Origin of the sequence: Rhodopseudomonas sp. BAL398 (assembly GCF_033001325.1) — a bacterium.
In the GTDB taxonomy this organism is placed as follows: Bacteria; Pseudomonadota; Alphaproteobacteria; order Rhizobiales; family Xanthobacteraceae; genus JARJEH01.
In genome coordinates this window covers 3,971,352-3,997,907 of sequence record NZ_CP133111.1, presented here as the reverse complement: position 1 = coordinate 3,997,907, position 26,556 = coordinate 3,971,352, and the positions used below count along the sequence as shown (strand labels likewise).

Here is a 26,556-nt window from a genome sequence, read left to right as displayed (position 1 = left end):
AAACTAGCGAGGACTCGGCTAACAAGACGTAAAGGCCAGGCGATATTAGCGCGGCGGCGGCGGAACGTTGGTGCCATACCAGGCGCGCAATCCGGCCAGCGCCGGATGCACCAGCGAACGGGTCAGATAGGTCCAGATCCGCGGCTGATGGCGCAGATATTGCGGTTTGCCGTCGCGCCGGTTCAATCGTGAAAAGGTGCCGAGCAGCCTTGTGTTGCGCTGTGCCGACAGAACCGCGTAGGAGGCGGCGAAGGCGGCCGGATCGAAGGCCGGATCGGCTGCGCGCCGCGCCTTGATATAGCGGCCGAGCAGTGCCAGCTCGAGTGCTTCCGGCACGTCGACCCGGGTATCCTGCAGCAGCGACACCAGATCATAGGCGGCGGGACCCAGCACCGTATCCTGAAAATCGATGATGCCGATTCGCGCGATATCGGCGCGCTGGTCGAGCCAGATCAGATTTGGCGAATGAAAGTCGCGCAGCACCCAACTGCGCGGCTCGGCCGCGAGCGGCGGCAGCAGATCGCGCCACAGCGCGACGAAATCGGCGCGCACCGAGGCGGCGGGCGCGACGCCGCGATCGGGCAGATACCATTCCGGCATCAAGCCGACTTCGATCAGCAGCGCCTCGGTGTCGAACTCCGGGATCGCGTAGCTCTCCTGCGGCGTCAGCGGCAAGGTCTGCGGCAGAATGCGCTGATGCAGCGACGCCAGCAGGTCGGTGGCGGCCTGATAGCGCTCCACGATCGGCTCCGGCGGTGAGCCGGTGACGACGCCGGCGCTGCCGAGATCCTCGGTGATCAGAAAGCCGGCCTCGAGATCGGCGTGATGGATCGCGGGGGCCGACAGGCCGCATTCGCGCAGGCCGTTGGCGATCGCCACGAAGGGCCGGACATCCTCGGCCAGATGCACCGCGGCGCTGTAGCTCTTGCCGCGATAGATCGCCGGGCCGTCCGGCCGCCGCGGCGCGTTCATCAGGATCACGCTGTCGCCGGCGCCCGTCAAACGCGCATAGGACCGGGTCGAGGCGTCGCCCGCCATATGCCGGCGGGTGGCCTCGGCGTAGCCGGAAATTTCAATGAAGCCGCGCAGCGCCGCCAGCCGCGCCACCTGCGCGGTGGCCTTGCCGTGGCCGGTGATCTCGGCGGCGCGGGCGTCCGCTCCCAGCGCCGGGCGCTGGCTGAAGGCGATGTCGATGCGGTCGGCCGGCATCGCGCCGGGGGCGCGTTCCGGCCATTCGATCAGCACAACCGCGCCGTCGGGCATCGGCGACAATCCGATCTCTTCCAGCTCGGACGCATCCACGACCCGATACAGATCGGCATGCAGCAGCAGAAACGACGGCAGGTCGTAGTCTTGGACCAGCGTGAAGGTGGGGCTCGGCACTTCGAGCGCGTCGTCACCCGCCAGATAGCGGATCATTGTCCGCGCCGCGGCGGTCTTGCCGGCGCCGAGATCACCCGACAGGGTGATGACGTCGCCGGGGCCGGTGAGGAGCGCCAGATCGGCCATCAGCCGTGCCGTGGCGGCCTCGTCCGCGAGCGCAACCGAGAATGTTGCTCGTTCGGTCATTCGGCGGCGTTACGTTGCATGGTCTGGTCGACCGGGAAGGCGCAGGTCACCGTGGTCCCGGTGCCGACCACCGAATCGACCGTCACCGTGCCGCCATGCAGCTCGACGAAGGACCGCACCAGCGCCAGGCCAAGCCCGGCGCCGCGATGCCGCGATCCGTTGGAATGGCTTTCGAACCAGTCGAACACCTTGTTCTTGACGTCGGGCGGGATGCCGGGGCCGGCGTCGGTCACGGTGAAGACCACGCTATGGTCGTTGCGCTTCGCGCTCAGCGATACCGCGGCGTGCTGCGGCGAGAATCCCACCGCATTGGCCAGCAGATTGTACAGCACCTGGATCACCCGGCGCTCATCGCCGATGAACTGGCCGATGTCGCTGCCGATCTCGACATTCAACGTCATGTGGTCGCGCGCCAGCCGGTCCTGGATGCCCTCGGCCGCCGCGTCGATCGCCTTGCGAATGTCGATCGGCCCGAGATTCAGCGTCATCGCCCCGGCGTCGATGGTGGCCAGATCGAGGATGTTGTTGATGATGGCGAGCAGCGCATTGGTCGAGGTGGTGATGTAGTTGAGATACTCGGCCTGCTTCTCGGTGAGCGGCCCGGTCGAAGGATCGCTGAGGAAATGCGCGAAGCCGATGATGGTGGTCAGCGGCGAGCGCAATTCATAGGAGACGTGGTGGACGAAATCGATCTTCATCTGATCGGCGGTCTCGAGCGCCTCGTTGCGCTCGCGTAGCGCCCGTTCGACATTCTCGGTGTCGGTGATGTCCTGGAACGTCAGCATGGTGGCGCCGTCGGGCAGCGGCATAGTCTTGCAGTCGAGCACGCTGCCGTCCTTGCGCTCCAGCTTCAGCGGCACCGGACTGCGGTCGTCGATGCCGGTGATGGCGCCGCGCAGGCTCTGCCAGGTGGCGTCGTCGTCGAACAGCGGCCGGCACCAGCTCTCGACCGTCTCGATATGCGGCTGCTGCGCCAAAGCTTCGGGGGACAGATTCCACATCCGGGCGAAGGGCGGATTGAACAATTGCGCGCAGCCATTGCTGCCGAACACCGCGACGGCCTCGGCGAGATTGTCCAGCGTCTCGCGCTGCACATTGATCAGCCCGTCGAACCGCCGCGCCAGCTCGAGGCTCTCGGTGACGTCGTCGAACAGATAGGTGACGCCGCCCTCCGGATTGGGCGTGGTGACGATGCTGATGGCGCGGCCGTCGGGCAGATACCAGACGTCCTTTTCCGGATCGACGGCGCGATAGGCCTCGTGCAGCTTCGCTTTCCAGCCGCGGAAGTCCGGCTGTTCCGGCAGTTTGCGGGCGGCGCGCAGCCGGTCGAGCACGCTGGAATCGTCCGGGTTGCTGTCGAGGAAGCCGCGATCCAGATCCCATAGCTTGCGATAGGAATCATTGTAGAAGGCGAGCCGGCGCTGGCCGTCGAACACCGCGACGCCGGACGACAACTGATCGAGCGTGCGGCGATGCGCTTCCGCCATCCGCACCAAGGCCGCGCCGAGCGCCGCCGCTTCGCTGGCGTCGATCGCCATACCGGCGCTGCCGCCGCTGACCTGCAGGGAGTGGACGTCGTAGATGCGCCGCTCGCCGCTGATGACGATCGGCAACCGCGCCGCGAACGCCAAATTGTCGTTGAGGGCCCGGGTGAGATTGTTGCGGTCCTTGCTATCCAGCAGCTCCAGATTGCGATCGATCGCGTCATTGACGCTGCCGGCCTCGGTCGCCCGCGCATAGGCGGCGTTGACGAAGCCGAGCTGGCCGTCGGCGCGCTTGGTCCAGATCGGCCACGGCGCCGCGGCGGCGAAGCCGCGCAGCGCCTCGGTTTCATCCTGCAGCCCCTTGTAGCGCATCGTCATCTCGGCGAGATCGCGGCGCAACCCGCTGAGTTCGCGGATCCGCACGATTGCCTGGCCGCCGATGGCGCGGCCCATCGCCTCGATCGAGCGCCCGCTCGACGTCACCAGATGCAACAGGAAGCCTTCGCCTTTTTCCAGTAGCGCGTCGACCGCGTGGTCGATCTGCAGCGCGGGCTCCGGCGGCAGCCATGTGCCGAAGGCGAGAATCCGTTGCGGCTGCGGGTTTTGCGGGTTCTGCGGCATCACTAGCGCGGCGTCGCCGCTGATTTGCGGCCGTGTATCGCCCGCCGCCCAGGAGATCAGCACCTGCGGCTCGGCGAACAGCAGGGCGCGGAAGCGGTCGGCTTCGACCTGCAGGCCCTGGATGTCGGCGCGCAGCCTTGCCTCGTTGGCGGCCGCGCGCAGCCTGGTGCGCATCAGCAGAATCGCCGCGACCACGGAGAAGCCCAGCACCGCGAACGCCATGGTCAGCGCGACCATCTCGTGGCGATTGAAATCGACGCGCAGCGTGGAAGTGAGGCCGAGCAATGACGGATCGGCGGCGTAGGCCGTCGACCCCGCTGCGAGCACGGCGACGCCGGTGACGGCGCGCACCATCGATGTGCACGATAACAAGGTCCGACGCATCGATGTGATCACGCCTGACATGGTTTGCCCCAACCGCACGACGCCACGACCGATCAGCGGCGTCGGCGTCGTTTTCGAATCGAGCGACATTATCCTGATCGGGACTCGACCTGTAAGAGTCCAGACCGTGAACGCCGCGTCGATCGCCTAGAAATGGGCAAAGTAAATTTCGTCTTAAGATTCAAGCGCTCGCTTGACACAAAATCTAGCGGCCGGTGGAGCCGAAACCGCCATCGCCGCGCGCGGTCGCGGGCAGCGCGGCGACCGGCGTGAGCTGCGCGCGCGACACCGGGGCGATCACCAGCTGGGCGATTCGTTCGCCGCGGTTGATCGCGAAGGGCTCGCTGCCGTGGTTGATCAGCAGCACGCCGATCTCGCCGCGATAATCGGCGTCGATGGTGCCGGGCGCGTTCAGCACGGTGACGCCATGCTTGGCGGCCAGGCCCGAGCGCGGTCGCACCTGCGCCTCGAAGCCGTCCGGCAGCGCGATCATCAAGCCGGTCGGAACGAGCGCGTGCCGCCCGGGCGCGAGCGTGATCGGCGTGGCGTCGGGCACCGCCGCGAGCAGATCGAGGCCGGCTGCATGCGCGGATTGATAGGCCGGCAGCGCCAGGCCGTCGCCATGCGGCAGCTGCTGGATGTGGACGGTTACGGTGGGAGTCATGCGTCGGGTGTTCCTGCGGCTTGCGCGATCCGCGCCACCAGGGCTGTGGCGACGTCGGTCTTGCTCATCGCCGGCCATGACTCGACCTTTGTCGCGTCGCCGGATTTGATCAATAGATGCACGGTGTTACGGTCGCCGCCCATGATCCCGGTGGCGGGCGAGACGTCGTTGGCGACGATCCAGTCGCAGCCTTTGCGGGCGAGCTTGGCGGTGGCGTTGGCGATCAGATGCTCGGTCTCGGCGGCGAAGCCAATCACCAGCGCCGGGCGATTGGCCGGCAATTTCGCGATCGTCGCCAGGATGTCGGGGTTCTCGGTGAGCAGCAGCGGCGGCGGGCCGCCGGCGTCTTTCTTCAGTTTCTGCTCGCCGGCATCGGCGACGCGCCAATCGGCGACCGCGGCGGCGAAGATCGCGATGTCGACCGGCAGCGCGGCCTCGACCGCGGCCAGCATCTCGCGCGCCGATTCGATTCGCCTCAGCGTGACGCCGGCGGGGGCGCTTAGTTCGACCGGACCGGCAATCAGAATCACCTCGGCGCCGGCGGCGGCAGCGGCCGCGGCGATGGCAAAACCCTGTTTGCCGCTCGAGCGGTTGGCGATGTAGCGCACCGGATCGATCGGCTCGTGAGTTGGTCCGGCGGTGATCAGCACCCGCTTGCCAGCCAGGGGGCGCGGTTGCGGCGGTTGCAGAAACGCCTCTGCCGCAGTCGCAATTTCGATCGGCTCGGCCATTCGCCCGGTACCGGCCTCGCCTGCTTCGGCCATCTCGCCGGCATTGGGGCCGATCAGCGCGATGCCGTCGCGCGTCAGCTGATCGACATTGCGGCGGGTCGCAGCGTTATTCCACATCAGCGGATTCATCGCCGGCGCCAGCAGCACCGGGCGATTAGTCGCCAGCAGAATCGCGGTGGCGAGATCGTCGGCATGGCCGCCCGCGATCTTCGCCATCAGATCGGCGGTGGCGGGCGCCACCACGATCAGATCGCAGTCGCGGGCCAGCCGGATATGGCCGGCGTCGAATTCGCTGTTGGGATCGAACAGGTCAGTGTAGCAGCGCTGATGCGACAGCGCGCTGGCGGTCAGCGGGGTGACGAAGTGCTGGGCGGCGCGGGTCAGCACCACGCGAACATCGGCGCCGCGCTCCATCAGCCGCCGGATCAGATCCATTGCCTTATAGGCGGCGATGCCGCCGCCGACGATCAGGGTGACGCGATGGGCGCGTGGGTCGTCGCGAGCCTCGCCAGCTGGGTCTTGAAAAGACTGGGGAATTTCTTGCGGCGGAGCTGCGGCAAAATCGGGGCGTGGCTGCGTCGCCTCGCGCAGCATCACCCGGACCTCGTCTTCCATCGAGCGGCCGTTGCGGGCCGCGCGCTGGCGCAGCTCGGCCTTCAGCGCGTCGTCGAGTTTGCGGATGGTGAGGCTTGCCATGGGCGGAAAACCTAGTTCATGCCATCAATGCTTGCAACAGGTGATTGCGTTGCAACCGTTGCTGTCGTTGCAATCATATGCCGCTCAGAGTCGGAACATGGTCAGCAGCACGCCGACGAAGGTCGCGGCGATGATCCATAGCGCGACGGTGCGACCGCGATTCTTGCGCCGCTCCGATCGGCCCATCGCCGCGATGGTCTCGGGCGACAGCACCAGCCCGTCCTTGGTCATCGCCTCGAGCTGCTGCAGCACCACCACCGCGCGCGACACGATCGCCGGCAGGCCAGTGAAGATGTGGCCAAGTTCGCCGGCGCCGGTCAGCGCGCCTTCGATGCGGCCGATCGGGCCGAGATTGCGCTCGATCCATTCGCGCACCACCGGGTCGGCGACTTTCCAGATGTCGAGCTTGGGATCGAAGCTGCGCGCGACGCCTTCGACCACCACCATGGTCTTCTGCAGAAGGATCAGCTCGGGGCGGGTGCGCATGTCGAACAGGCCGGTGACCTCGAGCAGCAGCGTCAACAGCTTGGCCATCGAGATGTCTTCGGCGGTGCGGTTGTGGATCGGCTCGCCGATGGCGCGGATGGCCTGGGCGAAATTCTCCACCGAATGATGCGCCGGCACATAGCCGGCCTCGAAATGCACCTCGGCGACGCGGCGATAGTTCCGGGTGATGAAGCCGAGCAGGATCTCGGCGAGGAAGCGGCGCTCCTTCGGCGACAGCCGACCCATGATGCCGAAATCGACCGCGACCAGGCGGCCCGACGTATCGAGGAACAGATTGCCCGGATGCATGTCGGCGTGGAAGAAGCCGTCGCGCAGCGCGTGGCGCAGGAAGCTTTGGATCACCTTGCGGCCGAGTTCGGCGACGTCGACATCGGCTTCGGCGAGCCGCTTGTGATCGTTCAGCGCGATGCCATCGATCCACTCCATCGTCAGCACATTGTGCGTGGTGCGGTCCCAGTCGACGGCGGGGACGCGGAAATCCGGATCGTCCTTGGTGTTCTCGGCCATCTCGGACAGTGCGGCGGCCTCGAGCCGCAGATCCATCTCCATCGCCACCGAGCGCGACATCGTGTTGATGATCTCGATCAGGCGCAGCCGGCGCGCCTCCGACGAATAGGTCTCGGCCTTTTCGGCGACGTAGAAGAAATCGCCGAGGTCGCGGTTGAAGCGCGACGCCACATTAGGCCGCAGCACCTTGACGGCGACCTGGCGGCGTTCGCCGTCGCGCATCACCTCGCCGCGATGCACCTGCGCGATCGAGGCCGCCGCCACCGGCGCGCTGAGGCTGACAAACACCTGCGCCACAGGCCGTTCCAGCGACGCCGCGATCACCGCCTCGGCCTCGTCCTGGGAGAACGGCGGCAGCCGGTCCTGCAGGCTTTCGAGATCGCGCGCCATGGTCACGCCGACGACGTCGGGCCGTGTCGCCAGAAATTGGCCGAGCTTGAGATAGGCCGGGCCGAGCCGGGTCAGCGCCCGCGACAGCCGCGGGCCGGATTTGACGCCGGGGCGCTCGATCAGCCGCGCCATCCGCAGCGCCAATTGCCCCGCCGGCGGCACCAGCGACGGATCGACCACGCCGAACACGCCTTCGCGCGCAAACACGTAGCCGGCGCGGGCCAGCCGCGCCAGATGGGTCAGTGCCGAAATCACAAACGCCAGCCCGAATGCAGCGCCACGATGCCGCCCGACAGCGGCTGATAGCTGACCCGCGCGAATCCGGCGGCGCGGATCATCTCGGCGAAATCATTCGGCTTGGGAAACTTGCGGATCGATTCGACCAGATATTGATAGGAGTCGGCGTCGCCGGTGACGACGCGGCCGATCTGCGGAATCACGTTGAAGGAGAACAGGTCGTAGATCTTGTTCAGCCCCGGCACGTCGACATGGGAGAATTCCAGGCACAGAAACCGGCTGCCCGGCTTGAGCACCCGATAGGCCTGCTGCAAAGCCAGATCGATCCGCGGCACGTTGCGGATGCCGAAGGCGATGGTGTAGGCGTCGAAGCTGCGATCGGCGAAGGGCAGCGCCTCGGCATTGCCCTCGATGAAATCGACCTGATGCTCGAGATGGCGCTGCGCGGCGCGCTGGCGGCCGACCTCGAGCATGTCGGAATTGATGTCGCAGACGGTGGCGTGGAAGCCGGCGCCGGAGGCTTTCGCCGCGCGGAACGAGATGTCGCCGGTGCCGCCGGCAACGTCGAGCAGGGCGAACGGCGCATCGTCGCGCGGCGGGTTGAGCGCGGTGATCATCGTGCTCTTCCAGGCCCGGTGCATGCCGCCCGACATCAGGTCGTTCATCAGGTCGTAACGCTGCGCCACCGAGTGGAACACGTCATTGACCAAGGTCTGCTTGTCGTCCAACGCGACATCCCGAAAGCCGAAATGCGTGGTCTCGCCCGGCTGATTCATGCCATCGATCTCCTGCAAGCGGCGCCGAAATCAGCGCGTTATGCCGAAATCCGCCGCAAAACCTGTTTGCGCCGGTCCATATAGCGCGCCACCGCCGATGTTGCTATGACCTGAATGCCCTAGACGGCTCGGACCCGCCGTGACTTTTCGTCATTGCGAGCGAAGCGAAGCAATCCAGGGCTCCGCGACGCGCGGCCCCGGATTGCTTCGTTGCGGAGCCTGTGCCGGACGGCGCGCAACGCGCCGATCCGGCGCTCCTCGCAATGAAGGAAAAATGGACGGATCACGCCCCCCACCCTCGGCGAACACCCATGCCTGAACTGCCCGAAGTCGAAACCGTGCGTCGCGGCCTGCAGCCGGTGATGGAGGGCTTTGCGTTCGACAGCGCGCTGGCGCGGCGCGCCAATCTGCGCTTTGCGTTCCAGCCGGATTTCGTCGCCCGGCTCACCGGCCAGACCGTCACCGCGCTGTCGCGGCGGGCGAAATATCTGCTGGTCGATCTGTCGAGCGGCGACGTGCTGCTGATGCATCTGGGGATGTCGGGCTCGTTCCGGGTGTTCGCCGAGCCGGGATCGCTGGCGGCGGCCGTGATTCCGCCCGGGGTGTTGCAGCCGGGGATGCCGCAGCCGGGGCTGACCCCGGGGCTGTTTCATCATCCGCGCGGCGCGCACGGCACCCATGATCATGTGGTGTTCGCCATGTCGAGCGGCGCCATGATCGTGTTCAACGATCCGCGCCGCTTCGGCTTCATGAAGATCTTCCCGCGCGCCGCGATCGCCGACGAGCCGTTCTTGAAGGGGCTGGGGCCGGAGCCGCTCGGCAATGCGTTCGATGCCGCGATGCTGGCTGCGGCCTGCGCCGGCAAGAACACCAGCCTGAAGGCCGCGCTGCTCGATCAGCGCGTTGTCGCGGGGCTCGGCAACATCTATGTCTGCGAGGCGCTGTATCGCGCGCATCTGTCGCCGAAGCGGTCGGCCGCGACGCTGGCGACGCGGACCGGCGCGCCGCATCCGCGCGCCGTGCGCCTGGTCGATGCGATCCACCAGGTGCTGCGCGCCGCGATCGAGGCCGGCGGCTCGTCGCTGCGCGACCACCGCCAGACCTCCGGCGAACTCGGTTACTTCCAGCATTCGTTCCAGGTCTATGACCGCGAAGGCGAGCCGTGCCAGAGCGACGGCTGCGCCGGCACCGTGAAACGTTTCGTGCAGAACGGCCGCTCGACATTCTGGTGCCCGAAATGCCAGCGGTGAATCATTGGGGATGACGATGTGCCCCGAATGCTGCGCAGCGCGCCGCGCTTGCGGCGTGTTGGCGCGCGCCGGATGAACCGGGGTCCCGGTTCTGCGGAGCAGCGCTATGCGCTGCACCGCGCCCGGGACGCGGGTGAGGCGTGCGTCCACTGAACAGCCTGATGGTGGGGAGCGCGGAGAGGAATATGGAACGACAGGAATGACTCTGTGCCCCGGATGCTGCGCAACGCGCCGCGCTTGCGGCGTGGTGCGCTGCTGATCCGGGGCCCCGCTTGGGGTGCGCCGGTTGAAGCGGGGTCCCGGTTCTGCGGAGCAGCGCTAAGCGCTGCACCGCGCCCGGGACACGCAATGCCACCGAAACAAGCGGCCGCTTAGATCCAGCGGCCGCTTAGTCAGGGCCTGTAGCTGGAGCGATCAGGTCTTGCTGGCTTCCCAGCGTCCCTGGTACTTGAATTCGGGCGCGGCTTTGAGCTGGCTGGCGGTGGCGTCCATGGTGGCGTGCCACTTCTTGTCCGTAGTCTTGTAGCTGATGTTGAGCGCCGACGGTCTGACCGCGACGTAGTGTTCGTCGATGCCCAGGAAGCCGCCGACCGAGACGATATAGGCCTGGGCTTTGCCGGACCGGCTCAAGGCGATGTCCTTGATCTGGCCGATGTCCTTGTTGTCGTTGTTGTAGATGTCGAGGCCGACCACGCGGGAGCTCAGATCATCATCGTTCGGCACCGCCACGAACGAGCCGGTCGAAACCATGCTCTTGCTGGTCGTGCTATTTGCGGTCGTGTCCTTGCTGGAGCCGTTGGTCACGTCGGTGACCTCGGTAAACGAATCCGGACTCACCGACATGATCACCGGATTGCCGTCGGCGTCGCTGGCGCGAATGAGGAAGGCCGTCGGCGCAACCCGGATGTGCTGATAGCCGGATTTTTCCAGCATGTTTTTGATGTTCGACCGCATCTTTTGTGAGGGGGCGGCCGCATTGCTGCTGCCGTTGCTGTTGTGATCGGTGTTCTGCGCGACCGCCGCTTGCGAGATTAGCAACATCGCCGCGCTGGCGAGTAGGATTCCACGCATCTTCGTGCTCCGTTATGTCAGCCACCAGCGCTCGATCAACAGGACGCCATCGCATCCGTTCCATTAACTTTGGATCATGTTGGCGCGCCGCGCGGTAAGCCCCGACCGGCTCGGGGGCGAGCTAATTGGGTGCTGATACGAAGGGCTTTTGGCGTCGGTGCGAAACCGTGCTCGCCCGGGCGATTCAGGCCGTGCCACGAGCGCTGGATTGTTTCGCAACGCCGCCCGACGCCAGCCAAAAAAACGGCCGGTCAGATCTGACCGGCCGTCAAGTTCGGGAGAAGGCAGATGCGCGGTCAGGAGACCAGCGCGGATTCCGTCACCGCGGGCCGGTAGGGCGCGGGCGCTGGCGCCAGGTCGGGCGCAGGCGAATCGAGGTCGAGCGTCTCATGCTCCTCGATCGCCACGGCGCCGGTCAGTTTCAATTCGATCCACTGCCACAGCGCGTTGATCTCGTCGGCGGATTTGCCGTTCGGCGCATATTCGCCGACCGCCAGGCCCTTGCCGAGCGCGTCCTGGTGATCGTTGCGCATCACCACATAGGGCAGCGCCAGCACGCCGGCGGCTTCCAGCGCCGCCTCGTCGCCGAGCGCATTGGCCGCATTGGCGATGCGCTGGCCGCGGATCGGGGTCTGGTTGAGAATGAAGGCGAACGGCTTCTCCCAGGCGCGGGCGATCTGCAGCGTCGAGGCCGTGGCCTCGATATCGGCGACGCAGGGCCGCGCCGGGATCAGGCAGAGATCGGCGTAGCGGATCGCCGCGGTGGTGGCGGCGGACAGGCCGGCGGCGGTGTCGATGATCGTCAGGCTGACGCCGGCGTCGGCCGCCGCCTGCAACCGCGCCTCGATCTCGGCGGCGTTGTAGACCGGATCGACCTGCGGCTCGGCAAACACCCGGCGGCGCTGCCAGTTCGACAGCGTGCCGAGCGAATCGGTCTCGATCAGCCGGACCGAATGGCCGGAATGGATGGCGGCCAGCGCCAGGCCGATGGCCAGGGTGCTCTTGCCGCTGCCGCCCTTTTGGGTGGCCAATACGATCGTCTGCATGAAAGTTCCTTCGGATGATTGGTTGCGCGATAAGCGGGTACGCAGACTGAGGTGGCACCGCGTTATGGTGCCGAGCAATTCTCGCTCAGGACGTCCCGGTCCGATCCACACTGCACAGGATCGCCGCTATCCGAATCAGTACTGTCCCAACGATGCCCGCTCGAAAGGTATCTGGCTAGTTGGTACGATTACTTAGTAACACAAGTAATTCGTCGATTAGTTCGCGCGTAGTTTGCAGGATCGCTCCGCGACGCGGCGCGCGCCGAGCGATTATTTGCGCACGCAGATCACCCGCAGTACCGAGGCCGTCGGCGCTGCCGAGCGGTTGCCGGCGGCGGGCGTGACGCCGTTGCTTTGCAGGAATGCGCGCACGCTCTCGGCGCCGACCAGCACCGCCTGGGCGGCGCCGCTTTGCGGCCCGGCGACAATGGCGGGCCGCAGCAGCGCGATGCCGGTGAAGCGTCCGTTGGAATCCAGCGCCGCGGCGCCGGAAAAGCCGAGCGCGGGCGCCGGAGCAAGCCTCAGCTCGCCGGAATCGCCCGGCGTCACCGCCGCCTTGACGCGGCTCGCCGCGTCGCCGCCGCCCTGATTCTGCGGATCGGCGATGCCGACCAGCTCGGCCGTGGAGGTCGGTTGGCCCGCTTGCAGACCGAGCGGCTGCAGGCCCTGCGCGCCATAGAGGCGCAACAGCGCCAGATCGTGGTCCTTGTCGTCGGCGATGCGCTCGGCATGGCCGTTCGCCACCGCGCCGCCCGCGACCACGATGCTCAGGCAGCCATCGACCGCTTCGCGCGCGGTGACGACGGCGCCGGCGGAATCGGCGACGATGCCGGTGGCGTATTCGACGCGTTTGCGCGGCGCCGGCCCCGCCTGCGCGCCGGTCGGGAACGCATCGAACGCGTTCGACATCGCCACCACCACGGGCGCCATGACGCCTTCGGTGGCCTGATCGTACAGCACGGTGAGGATGCGGAATTCGCTGCCCTGGGTCTGGCCGCGAATGTAGAATGTCTTCAGGCCCTCGGTGCCCGACAGCACGAAGAAATCCGGCTTCACCAGGCTGTAGCCGACCTTGCGGCCGGGCGGGTTCGTCCGCTCGACGGCCGCCAGTCTGGCGGTGGAGGGATTGGCCTGCTGACGCCGCGTCAGCGTGATCGCGATGGTGCCGGTGGCCGACCGCCAAGTCGCGCTGTGATCGTCGCCGGCATATTTCGGCACCAGCCTGGCGGGCAGGCCGAGGCGCGCGCCGGTGACCGGGTCGGTCAGCATTTTCCAGCCGACATTTTTCTGCAATTTCTTGGCGGCGTCGGCCAGCAGCTCGCGCTCCTTGGGATTGAGCACGCCGGTCTGCGTGGCGCCGCGCTCCTGCTGGAACGATTTGATCGCCGCGATGGTCCGGCTCCCGACCACGCCATCGATCACGCCGTTATAGTCGCCGGTCCAGGCCAGATCCGACTGGATCGCCTTGCGCTCGGCCAGTGCCATCGCCTCCACGGTCTCGGCGGGCGTCTGCGGCGCCGGCCGCGCCGGCGCGCCGGCCGGTTTCGGCTGGGCGGCGGCCTGCGACATCGCCAAGCCGGTTGCCATCATCAGGGTTGCGGCCAGCATCGATCTCATGACAATTCCTGCCTTGCGTTGCGCGCCCGCCAAGCAAACCACAAATGTCTGGTCGGCAACAGCCGGCCTGGGGTTCAGGGCAAGCGGTCATTGCGAGCTTTGGGTCGGCGCAAAGCGACGCCCCAAGAGCGAAGCAATCCAGGGGCTAAGAGCACAGACTGGATTGCTTCGTCGCAAGCGCTCCTCGCAATGACGTCCGGGGCGAGCCTTCGAAAGAAACGCGAATGAATAGAAATGTCACCACATCATGCTGAGCAGCGAAGAACTTGAACGTTATGCCCGCCACATCGTGTTGCGCGAGGTCGGCGGTCCCGGGCAGGCGGCGTTGCAGCGCGCGCGCGTGCTGGTGGTCGGCGCCGGCGGGCTCGGCGCGCCGGTGCTGATGTATCTGGCGGCGGCCGGGGTTGGCACGCTTGACGTGGTCGACGATGACATCGTGTCGCTGTCGAATCTGCAGCGTCAGGTGATCCATGCCACGCCGGATATCGGCGCCCGCAAGGTCGACAGCGCCGCGGCGCGGATTCATGCGCTCAATCCCCATGTCCGCTTCGTGCCGCATCCGACGCGGATCGATGCGGCCAACGCGCTGGCGCTGATCGGCGATTGCGATCTGGTGCTCGATGGCTCGGATAATTTCGCCACGCGCTATCTGGTGTCGGATGCCTGTTTCCTCGCGCGCAAGCCGCTGATCACCGCAGCGCTCGGGGTGTTCGACGGTTCGCTGACCACGATCCGCGCCCATGAGAGGAACGAGGCCGGCGAGTTCAATCCGAGCTATCGCTGCCTGTTTCCGCAAGCGCCGCCGCCCGGCACGGTGCCGGCCTGCGCCGAGGCCGGGGTGCTGGGCGCGCTGGCTGGCGTGCTCGGCTCGATGATGGCGCTGGAGGCGATCCGCGAAATCGTCGGCTTCGGCGAGGGGCTGGTCGGCCGCCTGCTGATGGTCGACGCCCGCGCGATGCGGTTCGAGACCCTGCGCTACGGCCGCGATCCGGCCAATCCGCTGAATGGCGATCAGCCTAGCATCGTCGATCTCAGCGGGCACTGAGGAGATGACATAGCCGATCCGCCGCGGCTCTTTTCCCTCCCCCTTGCGGGGAGGGTGGCCCGGCGAAGCGTAGCGAAGCCGGGTCGGGTGGGGGTGACGGCAGGCACTGCGACTCGCCGCACCCCCACCCCGGCCTCCGCGCGTGAACGGCGCTTCGCGCGGTTCGCTTGCTCGGCCGACCCTCCCCGCAAGGGGGAGGGAATATCGAGCGCCGCGTCCGCACTTACGCCGTCTTGCGCTTTTCGCTGTCGAGAAACGCCATCTGGAGTTCCGGGTAGCGCGCGCCGGCGGCGGCGTCGCGCGGGATCGCGGTGGTGAGATCGGCGAGTTGCGCCGGCGTCAGCTTCAGCTTCAGCGCGCCCAGCGCCTCGGCGAGCCGATCGCGGCGCCGCGCGCCGATCACCGGCACGATGTCGTCGCCCTGCGCCGCCACCCAGGCGATCGCGACCTGCGCCACCGAAGCGCCGATGGAATCGGCGATCGCGCGCAGTCTTTCGACCAGCGCCAGATTGGCGTCGAGATTGGCGCCCTGGAATCGCGGGTTCATGGCGCGGTAATCGTTCGGCGCGGCGCTGTCCTTGGTCCAATGGCCGCCGATCAGCCCGCGCGCCAGCACCCCATAGGCGGTGATGCCGATGCCGAGCTCGCGGCACGCCGGCAGGATCTCGTCCTCGATGCCGCGGGTGATCAGCGCATATTCGATCTGCAGATCGACGATCGGATGCACCTTGGCGGCGCGGCGGATAGTGTCGGCGCCGACTTCGGACAGGCCGATATGCTTGATATAGCCGGCCTTCACCAGGTCGCTAAGCGCCCCGATCGTGTCCTCGATCGGCACATTGGGGTCGAGCCGGGCGGGGCGATAGATGTCGATATGATCGACGCCGAGCCGCACCAGCGAATAGGCCAAAAAGTTCTTGATCGCCGCCGGGCGGCCGTCGAAGCCGGAAAAACTGCCGTCGGGGGCGCGCAACGCGCCGAATTTGACCGAGAGCTGCACCTCGTCGCGGTTGCGGCCCTTCAGCGCCTCGGCGATCAGCAGCTCGTTTTTGCCCATGGCGTAGAAATCGCCGGTGTCGATCAGGTTGATGCCGGCATCGAGCGCGGCGTGGATGGTGGCGATGCTCTCGCCGCGGTCGGTCGGTCCATAGGCGTCCGACATGCCCATGCAGCCGAGGCCGATGGCCGAGACTTTGGGGCCGGTGTTTCCGAGGGGGCGCTTGTCCATGGCAATCTCCTGTTGGGCGGCCGGGCCTGTCCGCGCCGCTGCTGGTGCCGATATGCGCCCGCGCCATTGCCGTGATAAGGTGCACAATAGCGAATGCCTTGTTCGACGGGGTGCACAATGAGCGATCTCGATCTGCGCGATATCTCGGCCTTCGTGGCGGTGGCCCGAACCCGCAATTTCCGCCGCGCCGCGGTCGCGCAGCAGGTCTCGGTTTCCAGCCTGAGCCAGCGGCTGCGCGACCTGGAAGCCCGGCTCGGGGTGCGCCTGTTGCATCGCACGACGCGCAGCGTGGCGCTGACCGAGGCCGGCGAATTGCTGCTGGCCAAGGTCGCGCCGGCGCTTGGCGATGTCGACGCCGCCTTGCAGCAAGTGCGCGGCATGAGCGGACAGCCGTCCGGGCGGTTGCGGATCAACGCCCCGGCGCCGGCCGTCGACCTCGTGCTGGCGCCGATGGTGGCTTCGTTCCTGATGCAATATCCGCAGATCGAACTGGAGATCGTCGCCGAAACCGCGCTGATCGACATTGTCGAGCGCGGCTTCGATGCCGGCGTGCGCTGGGGCGAGAGCCTGGCGCAGGACATGATCGCGGTGTCGTTGGGGCCGCCGGAGCGGTTTTGCGTTGTCGCGTCACCGCAATATATTGCGCGGCGCGGACGCCCGATCGTGCCGCAGGATCTGCTCGCGCATTGCTGCATCCGCATCCGCTTCGAAAGCGGCGCGATGCCGGACTGGGAGTTCGAAAAGGACGGCCGGGTGGTGAATGTGTCGCCGACGGGGCCGCTGGTGGCGAACTATCTGCATCTCGGCCTGCGCGCCGCCCGCGATGGGCTGGGCTTCTTCGCCCTCTCCGACGGCTATATTCGCGACGACCTCGCCGCCGGCACTTTGGTCAGCGTGCTCGACGATTGGTGCGCGCCGTATCCGGGGCCGTTTTTGTACTATCCAAGCCGCCGCCAACCGCCGCCGGCGCTGCGTGCCTTTGTCGATTTCGTCGCGGAGTGGAAGCGGGAGCGGAGGCACTGAGCATCGGTGTCCCGGGCGCGGTGCAGCGCACCCGGGTCCGCGCTTCGCGCCGCCCGAGTGCAGGCTCCGTGCTGCTCCGCAGAACCGGGAGCCCGCTTCTGCTACTGGCGCTCCGGTGATGTCGGATGCTTGTGAACCGGGGTCCCGGCTCTGCGGAGCGGCATGAAGAATGCCGCACCGCGTCCGGGACACGGGCTGCGTTACAGCATCCCCGGCAGCACGCGGTCCGGCGGCTTGTGGCTGTCGAGGAAGGTGCGGATGTTGATGATGACTTTTTCGCCCATCTCGACCCGGCCCTCGATGGTGGCCGAGCCCATATGCGGCAGCAGTACCACCTTGCCGGATTTGGCCAGCCGCAGCAGCTTCGGATTGACCGCGGGTTCGTTCTCGAACACGTCGAGCGCCGCGCCGGCGATGTCGCCGGCTTCGATCAGCTTGGTCAGGGTCTCTTCGTCGATCACCTCGCCGCGCGCGGTGTTGACCACATAGGCGTCCTTGCGGATGAGTTTCAATCGCCGCGCCGACAGCAGATGGAACGTCGCCGGCGTGTGCGGACAATTCACCGAGATGATGTCCATCCGGGTCAGCATCTGGTCGAGCGAATCCCAATAGGTCGCGCCCAATTCGTCGGCGATCCGCGGCGCCACCGGGCGGCGGTTATGGTAGTGGATCTGCAGCCCGAAGGCGCGGGCGCGGCGCGCCACTGCCTGGCCGATCCGGCCCATGCCGATGATGCCGAGCCGCTTGCCGCCGAGCCGGCGGCCCAGCATCCAGGTCGGCGACCAGCCCGGCCAGTCGCCGTCATTGGTCAGCAGCATCGCGCCCTCGATCAGCCGGCGCGGCACCGCCAGGATCATCGCCATGGTCATGTCGGCGGTGTCTTCGGTCAGAACTCTCGGCGTATTGGTGACGGTGATGCCGCGGGCATGGGCGGCGGCGACGTCGACATTGTCGATGCCGTTGCCGAAACTGGCGATCAGCTTCAGCCGGCAATCGGGCTGGTTGATGATGTCGGCGGTAACCGCATCGGTGACGGTCGGCACCAGGATGTCGGCGGTGCGGGCGGCTTCGGCGAGCTGCTCCTGGCTCATCGCCAGGTCGTCGAGATTGAGCCGGGCGTCGAACAGTTCCCGCATCCGGGTTTCGATCGAGTCCGGCAGTTTACGGGTGACGACGACCAGAGGCTTTTTCTTAACCGACATATAAAAACTCTCAAGGTAGTGTGACGAGGTTGTTCAGTCCTCGTTAACCCGCCTGTTCGACACTGGCGGTGCAGCGTGAGCCAAGGCGTTTGGCGGGTTTTCTGGTCCTTGTCTGGTCCTGGGGTTACCCGAATGCCTACCCGACTTCTCTAGCAGAAGACCGCGCCAAGACAAGAACCCAGGGTTTGATCGAAAACACATGGCGCGCAGACCGCGCGATGAAGAGGCTTGTTGATGAAGACGAAAAATCTGATCGGGATCGTGTTGTTCGCAGGTGCAATGATAAGCGTCGGCGCCCCGGCGCTGGCGTCCAAGGGCGTCACCATCGCGGCCAGCGGGCTGCCGGTGCCGCGCTATGTCAGCCTGAAGTCCGACCATGTGAATGTTCGCGTCGGCCCCACCAAGGATAATGAGGTGGCATGGGTCTATACCCGCGCCGGGCTGCCGGTGGAGATCACCGCCGAATTCGAGAACTGGCGCCGGGTGCGCGATTCCCAGGGCGCCGAGGGCTGGGTCTATCATTCGCTGCTGTCGGGACGCCGCACCGCGGTGGTGACGATGAAGTCGAAGGACGATCTGGCGACGCTGTATGACAGCGCCGATGAGAAAAGCCCGGTGGCGGCACGGCTGGAGGCCGGCGTCGTGGCCCAGGTCAAGCATTGCGCCCAGGGCTGGTGCCAGGTCAGCGGCAACGGCTTCGACGGCTGGATCGAGCAGCAGCGGCTGTGGGGCGTCTATCTCAATGAGAAGGTGAACTGACGCGGACCTCATCCTGAGGAGCGGCGCCGCGAGGGATGAGGCGGCCGACCGGCTTTCATGCGTTCATGATGAAGCGGTTATTCCGGGGCGCGAGGCCGCAGGCCGAGCGAACCCGGAATCCAGCGGCCATGCACGACGCTTTTGCAAGATTCCGGGTTCGCTCGCAGCAAAGCTGCTCGCGCCCCGGAATGACGACATTCTTTGATTAAATTCGCGGTGGCCTGACCGCTCGGGGGCCCGCCACGGGGGCGGCGATCACGCGCACTGCCGACGCTAAAAGCGCTCAGCCCTTCTTGCGCAGCCGCACCACCATGTCGATGCGGGCGATTTCGTAGCCTTCCGGCACGTCCGGGATCGCGCGCAGCGACACGTCGGAATCCGGAATGTCGATCAGCTGGTGGTTGGTCTCGAGATAGAAATGCTGGTGCGCGGAGACATTGGTGTCGAAATAGGTCTTGGTGCCGTCGACACTGACCTGGCGCAGCAGGCCGGCATCGGTGAGCTGGTTCAGGGTGTTGTAGACGGTCGCCAGCGATACCGGAACCTTGGCCTGGCTGGCTTCCTCATAGAGCATTTCGGCGGTGAGGTGGCGGTCGCCCTTGCCGAACAACAGCCAGCCGAGCGCCATCCGCTGCCGGGTCGGGCGCAGACCGACCGATTGCAACATTTCGGTGACGTCGTGCCAGGGACAGCCGTTCAGCTGCGGCAGCGAAGCCGAGGCGTGAGATCCAGAGATATGAGATCCCGCGATCGCGGGCTCGTCGCTCGAATATGTCCTACGCTCACCGATATCCACGTCAGGCAGCCCTATTTTGCAATGCGTGCACTGACTATAGGAAGCAATGGCCACACATGCAAGTTTTTCGCAACTGGCGTCGTTGTCCATTATGCCTAGCGGTAGCCCGGCCGACCCGCTTTGCGGGGGTCACATGGCTATGATAGAGAGCGCGCGACCGCTTCTTGCATCCGGCGAAGCGCACAGGTCCTGCTGACGCAATGACCGTATCGAGACAAGAGGCCAGGCAGCATGCCAGATCGACGCTCCAGCTACGATTATGAAGACCTGCTGGCGTGTGGGCGCGGCGAATTGTTCGGCCCGGGCAATGCCCAGCTGCCGCTGCCGCCAATGCTGATGTTCGACCGAATCACCCAGATTTCCGAGACCGGCGGCGCAAATGACAAGGGCCTGATCCGCGCCGAGCTCGACATCAATCCGGATCTTTGGTTCTTTCCCTGCCACTTCAAGGGCAATCCGATCATGCCGGGCTGTCTCGGCCTCGACGCGATGTGGCAATTGACCGGCTTCTTCCTTGGCTGGCTCGGCGAGCCCGGCTACGGCATGGCGCTGTCCACCGGCGAGGTGAAATTCCGCGGCATGGTGACGCCGAAGACCAAGCTGGTCGAATATGGCATCGACTTCAAACGGGTAATGCGCGGCCGGCTGGTGCTCGGCATCGCCGATGGCTGGCTTAAGGCCGATGGCGAGACTATCTATCAGGCAACGGATCTGCGCGTCGGCCTGTCCAAGGAAAAAGCGGCCTAACCCGCCCCACGAGATGAAGTGAGATCAAGCAATGCGCCGTGTCGTCGTCACCGGAATGGGCATCGTCTCATCGATCGGAAACAACACCCAGGAAGTGCTGGCGAGCCTGCATGAGGCCAAGCCCGGCATCACGCGCGCCGACAAGCATGTCGAGCTCGGGTTCCGCTCGCAGGTGCAGGGCGCCCCGACGCTGAACCCTGCCGATTTTGTCGACCGCCGCGCGATGCGCTTCCTCGGCGAGGGCGCGGCGTGGAATCACGTCGCGATGGATCAGGCGATCCTGGATGCCGGGCTGGAGCCCAGCGATATTTCCGATCCGCGCACCGGCATCATCATGGGCTCGGGCGGACCGTCGGCGCGCACCATCGTCGAGGCCGCCGACATCACCAGGACCAAGGGCCCGAAGCGGGTCGGACCGTTCGCGGTGCCGAAGGCGATGTCGTCGACCGCGTCGGCGACGCTGGCCACCTGGTTCAAGATCAAGGGCGTCAATTATTCGATCTCCTCGGCCTGCGCGACCTCGAATCATTGCATCGGCAACGCCTATGAGATGATCCAGTGGAACAAGCAGGACATCGTGTTCGCCGGCGGCTGCGAGGAACTCGACTGGTCGCTGTCGGTGCTGTTCGACGCGATGGGCGCGATGAGCTCGAAATACAACGACACGCCGTCGACAGCGTCGCGGCCCTATGACGTCTCCCGCGACGGCTTCGTGATCGCCGGCGGCGCCGGCGTCATCGTGCTGGAAGAGCTCGAACACGCCAAGGCGCGCGGCGCCAAGATCTATGGCGAGATCGTCGGCTATGGGGCGACCTCGGACGGCTACGACATGGTGGCGCCGTCGGGCGAGGGCGCCGAGCGCTGCATGAAGATGGCGCTGGCCACCGTCGATACCAAGGTCGACTACATCAACCCGCATGCCACCTCGACCCCGGCCGGCGATCCGCCGGAGATGGAGGCGATCCGCAAGGTGTTCGGCACCGGCGACAAGTGCCCGCCGATCTCCGCCACCAAGGCGCTGACCGGACATTCGCTCGGCGCCACCGGGGTTCAGGAAGCGATCTATTCATTGCTGATGATGCAGAACGGCTTCATCTGCGAAAGCGCCAACATCACCGAGCTCGACCCGGCCTTCGCCGACATGCCGATCGTGCGCAAGCGCATCGACAATGCCAAGGTCGGAACCGTGCTGTCGAATTCCTTCGGCTTCGGCGGCACCAATGCGACGCTGGTGTTCAAACGAATGGATGCATGAATTGTTTTAACCTCGCCCCGCTCTTGCGGGGAGAGGTCGAAATTCGCGCGTAGCGCGAATTTCGGGTGAGGGGCCGGCACCGCGCCAACCTCATCGTCAACTATCTGCGGGTCGGAAAGCCCCTCACCCCACCCCTCTCCCCGCAAGAGCGGGGCGAGGGAGCAAGTCGAATGCGCGACGGAGTCACTGAGTCACATGCAGAAACTGATGCAGGGCAAGCGCGGCCTGATCATGGGCGTCGCCAATAATCATTCGATCGCCTGGGGAATCGCCAAGACGCTGGCCGAGCATGGCGCCGAACTCGCCTTCACCTATCAGGGCGAGGCGCTCGGCAAGCGGGTCAAGCCGCTGGCTAAGACGCTCAACGCCGAACTGGTGCTGCCGTGCGACGTCGAGGACATCGCCAGCGTCGATGCGGTGTTCGACACGCTGCGCGACAAATGGGGCCATCTCGATTTTCTGGTGCACGCCATCGGCTTTTCCGACAAGAACGAGCTGAAGGGTCGCTACGCCGACACCACGCGGGCGAATTTCTCCCGCACCATGGTGATCTCCTGCTTCTCCTTCACCGAACTGGCCAAGCGCGCCGCCGATCTGATGCCGGAAAGCGGCGGCTCGATCATCACCCTGACTTATGGCGGCTCGACCCGGGTGATGCCGAACTACAATGTGATGGGCGTGGCGAAGGCGGCGCTGGAAGCCAGCGTGCGCTATCTGGCGTCGGATTTCGGTCCGCGTGCGATCCGCGTCAACGCCATCTCGGCCGGGCCGATCCGCACGCTGGCCGGCGCCGGCATCGCCGATGCGCGGCAGATGTTCAACTACCAGATGCGCCACGCGCCGCTGCGCCGCACCGTGTCGATCGAGGAAGTCGGCGGCTCGGCGCTGTATCTGCTGTCGGACCTGTCGACCGGCGTCACCGGCGATATCCACTTCGTTGATTCCGGCTACAACATCATCTCGATGCCGCAGCCCGACGCGCTGAAGACCGTCGACGAAGCCGAAACCGCCGCCGAACAACGCGCCACCCAGGCGGCGAAGTAAGCCTCATCCGTCATTGCGAGCCGAGGACGGCGCATCGCGCCGTCCGAACAGCGAAGCAATCCAGGGGCGCCGTGCACTGAGCCCCTGGATTGCTTCGCTGCGCTCGCAATGACGGACGTTCAGCTCTTCTCGCCCTCGCTCAGCACCATCGCGCGCTGGAATGCCGGGCGGGCGGCGCAGAGGTCGAGATAGCGCTCGAAGGACGGCCGCGGCGGCACCATCTTGAACATCCGCACCGCGAAATTCAGCCCGGCGCAGATCGCGATGTCGGCGGCGGAGAAGTCCTCGCCGACAATCCACGGCCCCTGCTGCAGCGCCTGGTCGAGCACGTCGAACACGCGCGTCGAGTCGCCCCAGCCGGCGGCGATCGAATTCATCTCGATCTTGGTGGCGATCTGCACCATCGCGGGCTCGATGCAGGAGGGCGCGAAGAACAGCCAGTACAGATATTTGGCGCGGCGGACGTCGCCGAGCGGCGGCGCCAGTTTGGCCTGCGGATAGCGCTCCGCCACATAGGCGCAGATCGCCGCGGATTCCGCCAGCGTCGCCTCGCCATCCTGCAGCGCCGGCACCTTGCCCATCGGGTTGATCGCGAGGAATTCCGGCGTGCGCTGCGCGCCCTTGGAAATCTCGGTCAGCACCCGCTCATAGGGCTCGCCGGTCTCCTCCAGCAGCCACAGCGCCGCGAACGACCGCGACCGCGGCGACCAATAGAGCTTCATCATGACGCACTCCGTTGCGTGAGGTGTGCTGGCTGGTTGACGAGTCTGTGCGGAGATTCGGCTCGACGTGCAAGGCACCGGTGCGACGAGAGACGAAATGATAACGACGTTTGTCGGCCGGTGAGAAACGCCCTGCGCCGCCTCATCGGCAGCGCGCTCCCTCCCCCCTTGCGGGGGAGGGTTGGGGTGGGGGGAAGCCGCAAGCGAGGCTTTCGTTGTGGACCCCCACCCCCGACCCCTCCCCGCAAGGGGGAGGGGAGAAGGGGCGCTGCGTTGCCGGGCGCGAGCTGACGATGAAGTCAGCAAGGTTTGCGCCGTGCGGGCGTTTTCGTTTACGCGCCGCCTCATCGGCCGCGTGCTCCCTCCCCCCTTGCGGGGGAGGGTCGGGGTGGGGGGTAGCCGCAAGCGAGGCTTCCGTTGTGGACCCCCACCCCCGACCCCTCCCCGCAGGGGGGAGGGGAGAAGGGGCGCTGCATTGCTGGGCGCGAGCTGACGATGAAGTCAGCAAGGTTTGCGCCTTGCGGGCTTTCTCGTTTACGCGCCGCCTCATCGGCAGCGCGCTCCCTCCCCCTTGCGGGGAGGGGTGGGGTGGGGGGAAGCCGCAAGCGAGGCTTCCGTTGTGGACCCCCACCCCCGACCCCTCCCCGCAGGGGGGGAGGGGAGAATGGGCGCTGCATTGCTGGGCGCGAGCTGACGATGAAGTCAGCAAGGTTTGTGCCGTGCGGGCTTTCTCGTTTACGCGCCGCCTCATCGGCCGCGCGCTCCCTCCCCCCTTGCGGGGGAGGGTTGGGGTGGGGGGAAGCCGCAAGCGAGGCTTCCGTTGTGGACCCCCACCCCCGACCCCCCCCCCCCGCAAGGGGGAGGGGAGAAGGGGCGCTGCGTTGCAATGGTAAGCTCAACCACGAAAAAGCCCGCAGGACTTGCGCCGTGCGGGCTTCTCAGTCGTCAGCTATCCGTGCGTGCGGATTACTCCGCGGCTTGCAGCATCGGCTTGGTGGAGAGGTCGTAGCGATCCGCGTTCATCACCTTGGTCCAGGCCGCCACGAAATCCCTGGCGAACTTTTCCTTGGCGTCGGCCTGGGCGTAGACTTCGGCGAAGGCGCGCAGTTGCGAGTGCGAGCCGAAGATCAGGTCGACACGGGTGCCGGTCCATTTCAGCGCGCCGGTCTTGCGGTCGCGGCCCTCATAGACGCCCTCGGCATTGGCGGCCGGCGCCCAGGCGGTGCGCATGTCGAGCAGGTTGACGAAGAAGTCGTTGGTCAACTTCTCCTTCTGCTCGGTGAACACGCCGTGGCTGTCGTTGCCGACATTGCCGCCGAGCACGCGCATGCCGCCGAGCAGCACCGTCAGCTCCGGTCCGGTCAGCCGCAGCAATTGCGCCCGATCCACCATCGCTTCCTCGGGGGCCATCAGGTGGCCTTTGCGGTAGTAGTTGCGGAAGGCGTCGTCATGCGGCTCCAGCGGCCGGAATGATTCGACGTCGGTCTGCTCCTGCGAGGCGTCGGTGCGGCCGGGCGTGAACGGCGCCGTGATGGTGAGGCCGGCATCCTTGGCGGCCTTTTCGATCGCGGCCGAGCCGCCGAGCACGATCAGGTCGGCGATCGAGACCTTCTTGCCGCCCTTCTGCGATCCATTGAACTCGGTCTGGATCGCTTCGAGCTTGCTCAGCACCTTGGCCAACTCGGCCGGCTGGTTGACCTCCCAGTCCTTCTGCGGAGCCAGCCGCAGGCGGCCGCCATTGGCGCCGCCGCGCTTGTCGGAGCCGCGGAAGGTCGCGGCCGAAGCCCAGGCCGCCGACACCAGCTGCGACACCGACAGGCCGGACGCCAGGATCTTGGCCTTGAGGTCGGCGATGTCCTGGTCGCTGACCAGATCATGGTCGAGCGCCGGCACCGGGTCCTGCCACAGCAGCACTTCCTTGGGCACTTCCGGGCCGAGATAGCGGGTGACCGGGCCCATGTCGCGGTGGGTCAGCTTGTACCAGGCCCGCGCGAAGGCGTCGGCGAACTGATCCGGGTTCTCGTAGAAGCGGCGCGAGATCTTCTCGTAGATCGGATCGAAGCGCAGCGCGAGATCGGAGGTCAGCATCGTCGGCAGCCGCTTCTTCGACGGATCGAACGGATCCGGCACCGAGGGCTCGGCGCCCTTGGCGACCCATTGCTTGGCGCCGGCCGGGCTGGTGGTGAGCTCCCATTCGAACTTGAACAGATTGTCGAAGAAGTGGTTGCTCCATTTGGTCGGCTCCTGCGACCAGATCACTTCCGGCCCGCCGGTGATGGCGTCGCCGCCGAAGCCGCTGCCATATTTGCTCTTCCAGCCGAGGCCCTGATCCTCGATCGCCGAGCCTTCCGGCTCTGGCCCCAGCAGCGACGGATCGCCGGCGCCGTGGGTCTTGCCGAAAGTGTGGCCGCCGGCGATCAGCGCGACGGTTTCCTCGTCATTCATCGCCATCCGGAAGAAGGTCTCGCGGATGTCCTTGGCCGAGCCGAGCGGGTCGGGATTGCCGTTGGGGCCTTCCGGATTGACGTAGATCAGACCCATCTGCACCGCGCCGAGCGGGTTCGACAGCTCGCGCTCGCCGCTATAGCGCTCGTCGCCGAGCCAGGTGCCCTCGGGGCCCCAATACAGTTCTTCGGGCTCCCAGGTATCGGCGCGGCCGCCGGCGAAACCGAAGGTCTTGAAGCCCATCGATTCCAGCGCGACATTGCCGGCCAGCACATAGAGGTCGGCCCAGGAAATCTTGTTGCCGTATTTCTGCTTGAGCGGCCACAGCAGCCGGCGCGCCTTGTCGAGATTGGCGTTGTCGGGCCAGGAATTGAGCGGCGCAAAGCGCTGCTGGCCGGCGCCGGCGCCACCGCGGCCGTCGCTGATCCGATAGGTGCCGGCGCTGTGCCAGGCGAGGCGAATGAACAGGCCGCCGTAATGGCCGAAATCGGCCGGCCACCAATCCTGCGAATCGGTCATCAGCGCGGTGAGGTCCTGCTTCAGCGCCTGCAAATCGAGCTTCTTGAACTCCGCGGCATAGTCGAACGCCTCGCCCATCGGGTCGGACTTCTTGGAGTTGTGATGCAGAACCTGGATGTCGAGCTGTTCCGGCCACCAGTCGCGGTTGCGGTGTCCGCGCGAGCCACCCGACATCGGACATTTGCCCGCGCTGTTTTCAGTCTTTGCGTCCATGATCGTGT

The 26,556-nt window shown here is 66.3% G+C and carries 22 protein-coding genes; 8 read left to right on the top strand and 14 right to left on the bottom strand.

Annotated elements, in window-relative coordinates:
* Positions 1-45: 45 nt before the first annotated feature.
* Both tsaE and RBJ75_RS18800 read right to left on the bottom strand, forming a co-directional pair.
* Positions 46-1,569, bottom strand: a complete 1,524-nt coding sequence (gene tsaE / locus RBJ75_RS18805; protein WP_044411093.1) for a tRNA (adenosine(37)-N6)-threonylcarbamoyltransferase complex ATPase subunit type 1 TsaE — start codon at positions 1,567-1,569, stop codon at positions 46-48.
* On the bottom strand, positions 1,566-4,079 hold the full coding sequence (locus RBJ75_RS18800) for a sensor histidine kinase (protein WP_044411108.1): 2,514 nt from the start codon (positions 4,077-4,079) through the stop codon (positions 1,566-1,568). Before RBJ75_RS18800 ends, tsaE begins: the two co-directional genes overlap by 4 nt.
* On the opposite strand from RBJ75_RS18800, the gene RBJ75_RS18795 reads away from it, so the two are divergent.
* The gene (locus RBJ75_RS18795; protein ID WP_173427354.1) at positions 4,012-4,209 is read left to right on the top strand and encodes a hypothetical protein; all 198 of its coding nucleotides are present in this window, start codon (positions 4,012-4,014) and stop codon (positions 4,207-4,209) included. The genes RBJ75_RS18800 and RBJ75_RS18795 overlap by 68 nt on opposite strands.
* Positions 4,210-4,263: 54 nt before the next feature.
* Here RBJ75_RS18795 and dut read toward each other — a convergent pair whose 3' ends face one another.
* The 4 genes from dut to ubiE form a co-directional block, all read right to left on the bottom strand.
* Positions 4,264-4,722 carry a dUTP diphosphatase gene (gene dut, locus RBJ75_RS18790; RefSeq protein ID WP_044411095.1) on the bottom strand — a complete coding sequence of 153 codons (459 nt, stop codon included), beginning with the start codon at positions 4,720-4,722 and terminating at the stop codon, positions 4,264-4,266.
* A complete protein-coding gene (gene coaBC / locus RBJ75_RS18785) occupies positions 4,719-6,149 on the bottom strand; it encodes a bifunctional phosphopantothenoylcysteine decarboxylase/phosphopantothenate--cysteine ligase CoaBC (protein WP_044411099.1) in 1,431 nt (476 codons plus the stop codon). The genes dut and coaBC overlap by 4 nt, the downstream gene beginning before the upstream one ends.
* 84 nt (positions 6,150-6,233) lie before the next feature.
* Positions 6,234-7,808, bottom strand: a complete 1,575-nt coding sequence (ubiB, locus tag RBJ75_RS18780; RefSeq protein ID WP_044411103.1) for a 2-polyprenylphenol 6-hydroxylase — start codon at positions 7,806-7,808, stop codon at positions 6,234-6,236.
* Entirely contained in the window at positions 7,805-8,566 is a 762-nt protein-coding gene (gene ubiE / locus RBJ75_RS18775; RefSeq protein WP_044411109.1) for a bifunctional demethylmenaquinone methyltransferase/2-methoxy-6-polyprenyl-1,4-benzoquinol methylase UbiE, read from the bottom strand. The genes ubiB and ubiE overlap by 4 nt, the downstream gene beginning before the upstream one ends.
* A gap of 311 nt (positions 8,567-8,877) precedes the next feature.
* On the opposite strand from ubiE, the gene mutM reads away from it, so the two are divergent.
* A complete protein-coding gene (mutM, locus tag RBJ75_RS18770) occupies positions 8,878-9,816 on the top strand; it encodes a bifunctional DNA-formamidopyrimidine glycosylase/DNA-(apurinic or apyrimidinic site) lyase (RefSeq protein WP_044411105.1) in 939 nt (312 codons plus the stop codon).
* 414 nt (positions 9,817-10,230) lie between these two features.
* Here the strand turns inward: mutM and RBJ75_RS18765 are convergent, their stop codons facing one another.
* From RBJ75_RS18765 to RBJ75_RS18755, 3 genes are all read right to left on the bottom strand, one after another.
* Complete coding sequence (locus tag RBJ75_RS18765) at positions 10,231-10,887, bottom strand: PRC-barrel domain-containing protein (protein ID WP_234707394.1); 657 nt, start codon at positions 10,885-10,887, stop codon at positions 10,231-10,233.
* 296 nt (positions 10,888-11,183) lie between these two features.
* Positions 11,184-11,933: a ParA family protein gene (locus RBJ75_RS18760; protein WP_052628909.1), complete on the bottom strand. Its 750-nt coding sequence runs from the start codon at positions 11,931-11,933 to the stop codon at positions 11,184-11,186.
* Between the two features lie 270 nt (positions 11,934-12,203).
* A complete protein-coding gene (locus RBJ75_RS18755; RefSeq protein ID WP_044410403.1) occupies positions 12,204-13,550 on the bottom strand; it encodes a serine protease in 1,347 nt (448 codons plus the stop codon).
* 247 nt (positions 13,551-13,797) lie between these two features.
* Between RBJ75_RS18755 and RBJ75_RS18750 the strand changes: the two genes are divergently transcribed.
* On the top strand, positions 13,798-14,595 hold the full coding sequence (locus RBJ75_RS18750) for a HesA/MoeB/ThiF family protein (RefSeq protein WP_044410400.1): 798 nt from the start codon (positions 13,798-13,800) through the stop codon (positions 14,593-14,595).
* Between the two features lie 223 nt (positions 14,596-14,818).
* On the opposite strand, the gene RBJ75_RS18745 is transcribed toward RBJ75_RS18750, so the two are convergent.
* Positions 14,819-15,823 (bottom strand): aldo/keto reductase, encoded by a 1,005-nt coding sequence (locus RBJ75_RS18745; protein ID WP_044418565.1) that lies wholly within the window; start codon positions 15,821-15,823, stop codon positions 14,819-14,821.
* A gap of 117 nt (positions 15,824-15,940) precedes the next feature.
* Between RBJ75_RS18745 and RBJ75_RS18740 the strand changes: the two genes are divergently transcribed.
* Positions 15,941-16,846, top strand: a complete 906-nt coding sequence (locus tag RBJ75_RS18740) for a LysR family transcriptional regulator (protein WP_044418563.1) — start codon at positions 15,941-15,943, stop codon at positions 16,844-16,846.
* Positions 16,847-17,046: 200 nt separating this feature from the next.
* On the opposite strand, the gene RBJ75_RS18735 is transcribed toward RBJ75_RS18740, so the two are convergent.
* Entirely contained in the window at positions 17,047-18,048 is a 1,002-nt protein-coding gene (locus tag RBJ75_RS18735) for a 2-hydroxyacid dehydrogenase (RefSeq protein ID WP_044418561.1), read from the bottom strand.
* Between the two features lie 234 nt (positions 18,049-18,282).
* Here RBJ75_RS18735 and RBJ75_RS18730 point away from each other — a divergent pair, with 234 nt between their 5' ends.
* The gene (locus tag RBJ75_RS18730) at positions 18,283-18,807 is read left to right on the top strand and encodes an SH3 domain-containing protein (RefSeq protein WP_044418559.1); all 525 of its coding nucleotides are present in this window, start codon (positions 18,283-18,285) and stop codon (positions 18,805-18,807) included.
* A 283-nt stretch (positions 18,808-19,090) separates the two neighbouring features.
* Here the strand turns inward: RBJ75_RS18730 and irrA are convergent, their stop codons facing one another.
* Complete coding sequence (irrA, locus tag RBJ75_RS18725; RefSeq protein ID WP_044416687.1) at positions 19,091-19,603, bottom strand: iron response transcriptional regulator IrrA; 513 nt, start codon at positions 19,601-19,603, stop codon at positions 19,091-19,093.
* A gap of 231 nt (positions 19,604-19,834) precedes the next feature.
* Here irrA and fabA point away from each other — a divergent pair, with 231 nt between their 5' ends.
* The 3 genes from fabA (at position 19,835) to fabI (ending at position 22,649) form a co-directional block, all read left to right on the top strand.
* The gene (gene fabA / locus RBJ75_RS18720; RefSeq protein ID WP_044416685.1) at positions 19,835-20,350 is read left to right on the top strand and encodes a 3-hydroxyacyl-[acyl-carrier-protein] dehydratase FabA; all 516 of its coding nucleotides are present in this window, start codon (positions 19,835-19,837) and stop codon (positions 20,348-20,350) included.
* Positions 20,351-20,381: 31 nt separating this feature from the next.
* Positions 20,382-21,605 (top strand): beta-ketoacyl-ACP synthase I, encoded by a 1,224-nt coding sequence (gene fabB / locus RBJ75_RS18715; RefSeq protein WP_044416683.1) that lies wholly within the window; start codon positions 20,382-20,384, stop codon positions 21,603-21,605.
* 195 nt (positions 21,606-21,800) lie between these two features.
* Positions 21,801-22,649 carry an enoyl-ACP reductase FabI gene (gene fabI / locus RBJ75_RS18710; RefSeq protein ID WP_044418582.1) on the top strand — a complete coding sequence of 283 codons (849 nt, stop codon included), beginning with the start codon at positions 21,801-21,803 and terminating at the stop codon, positions 22,647-22,649.
* A gap of 119 nt (positions 22,650-22,768) precedes the next feature.
* Here fabI and RBJ75_RS18705 read toward each other — a convergent pair whose 3' ends face one another.
* Positions 22,769-23,374 (bottom strand): glutathione S-transferase family protein, encoded by a 606-nt coding sequence (locus tag RBJ75_RS18705; RefSeq protein WP_044418580.1) that lies wholly within the window; start codon positions 23,372-23,374, stop codon positions 22,769-22,771.
* A 963-nt stretch (positions 23,375-24,337) separates the two neighbouring features.
* Entirely contained in the window at positions 24,338-26,548 is a 2,211-nt protein-coding gene (katG, locus tag RBJ75_RS18695; RefSeq protein ID WP_044407894.1) for a catalase/peroxidase HPI, read from the bottom strand.
* Between the last annotated feature and the right edge of the window lie 8 nt (positions 26,549-26,556).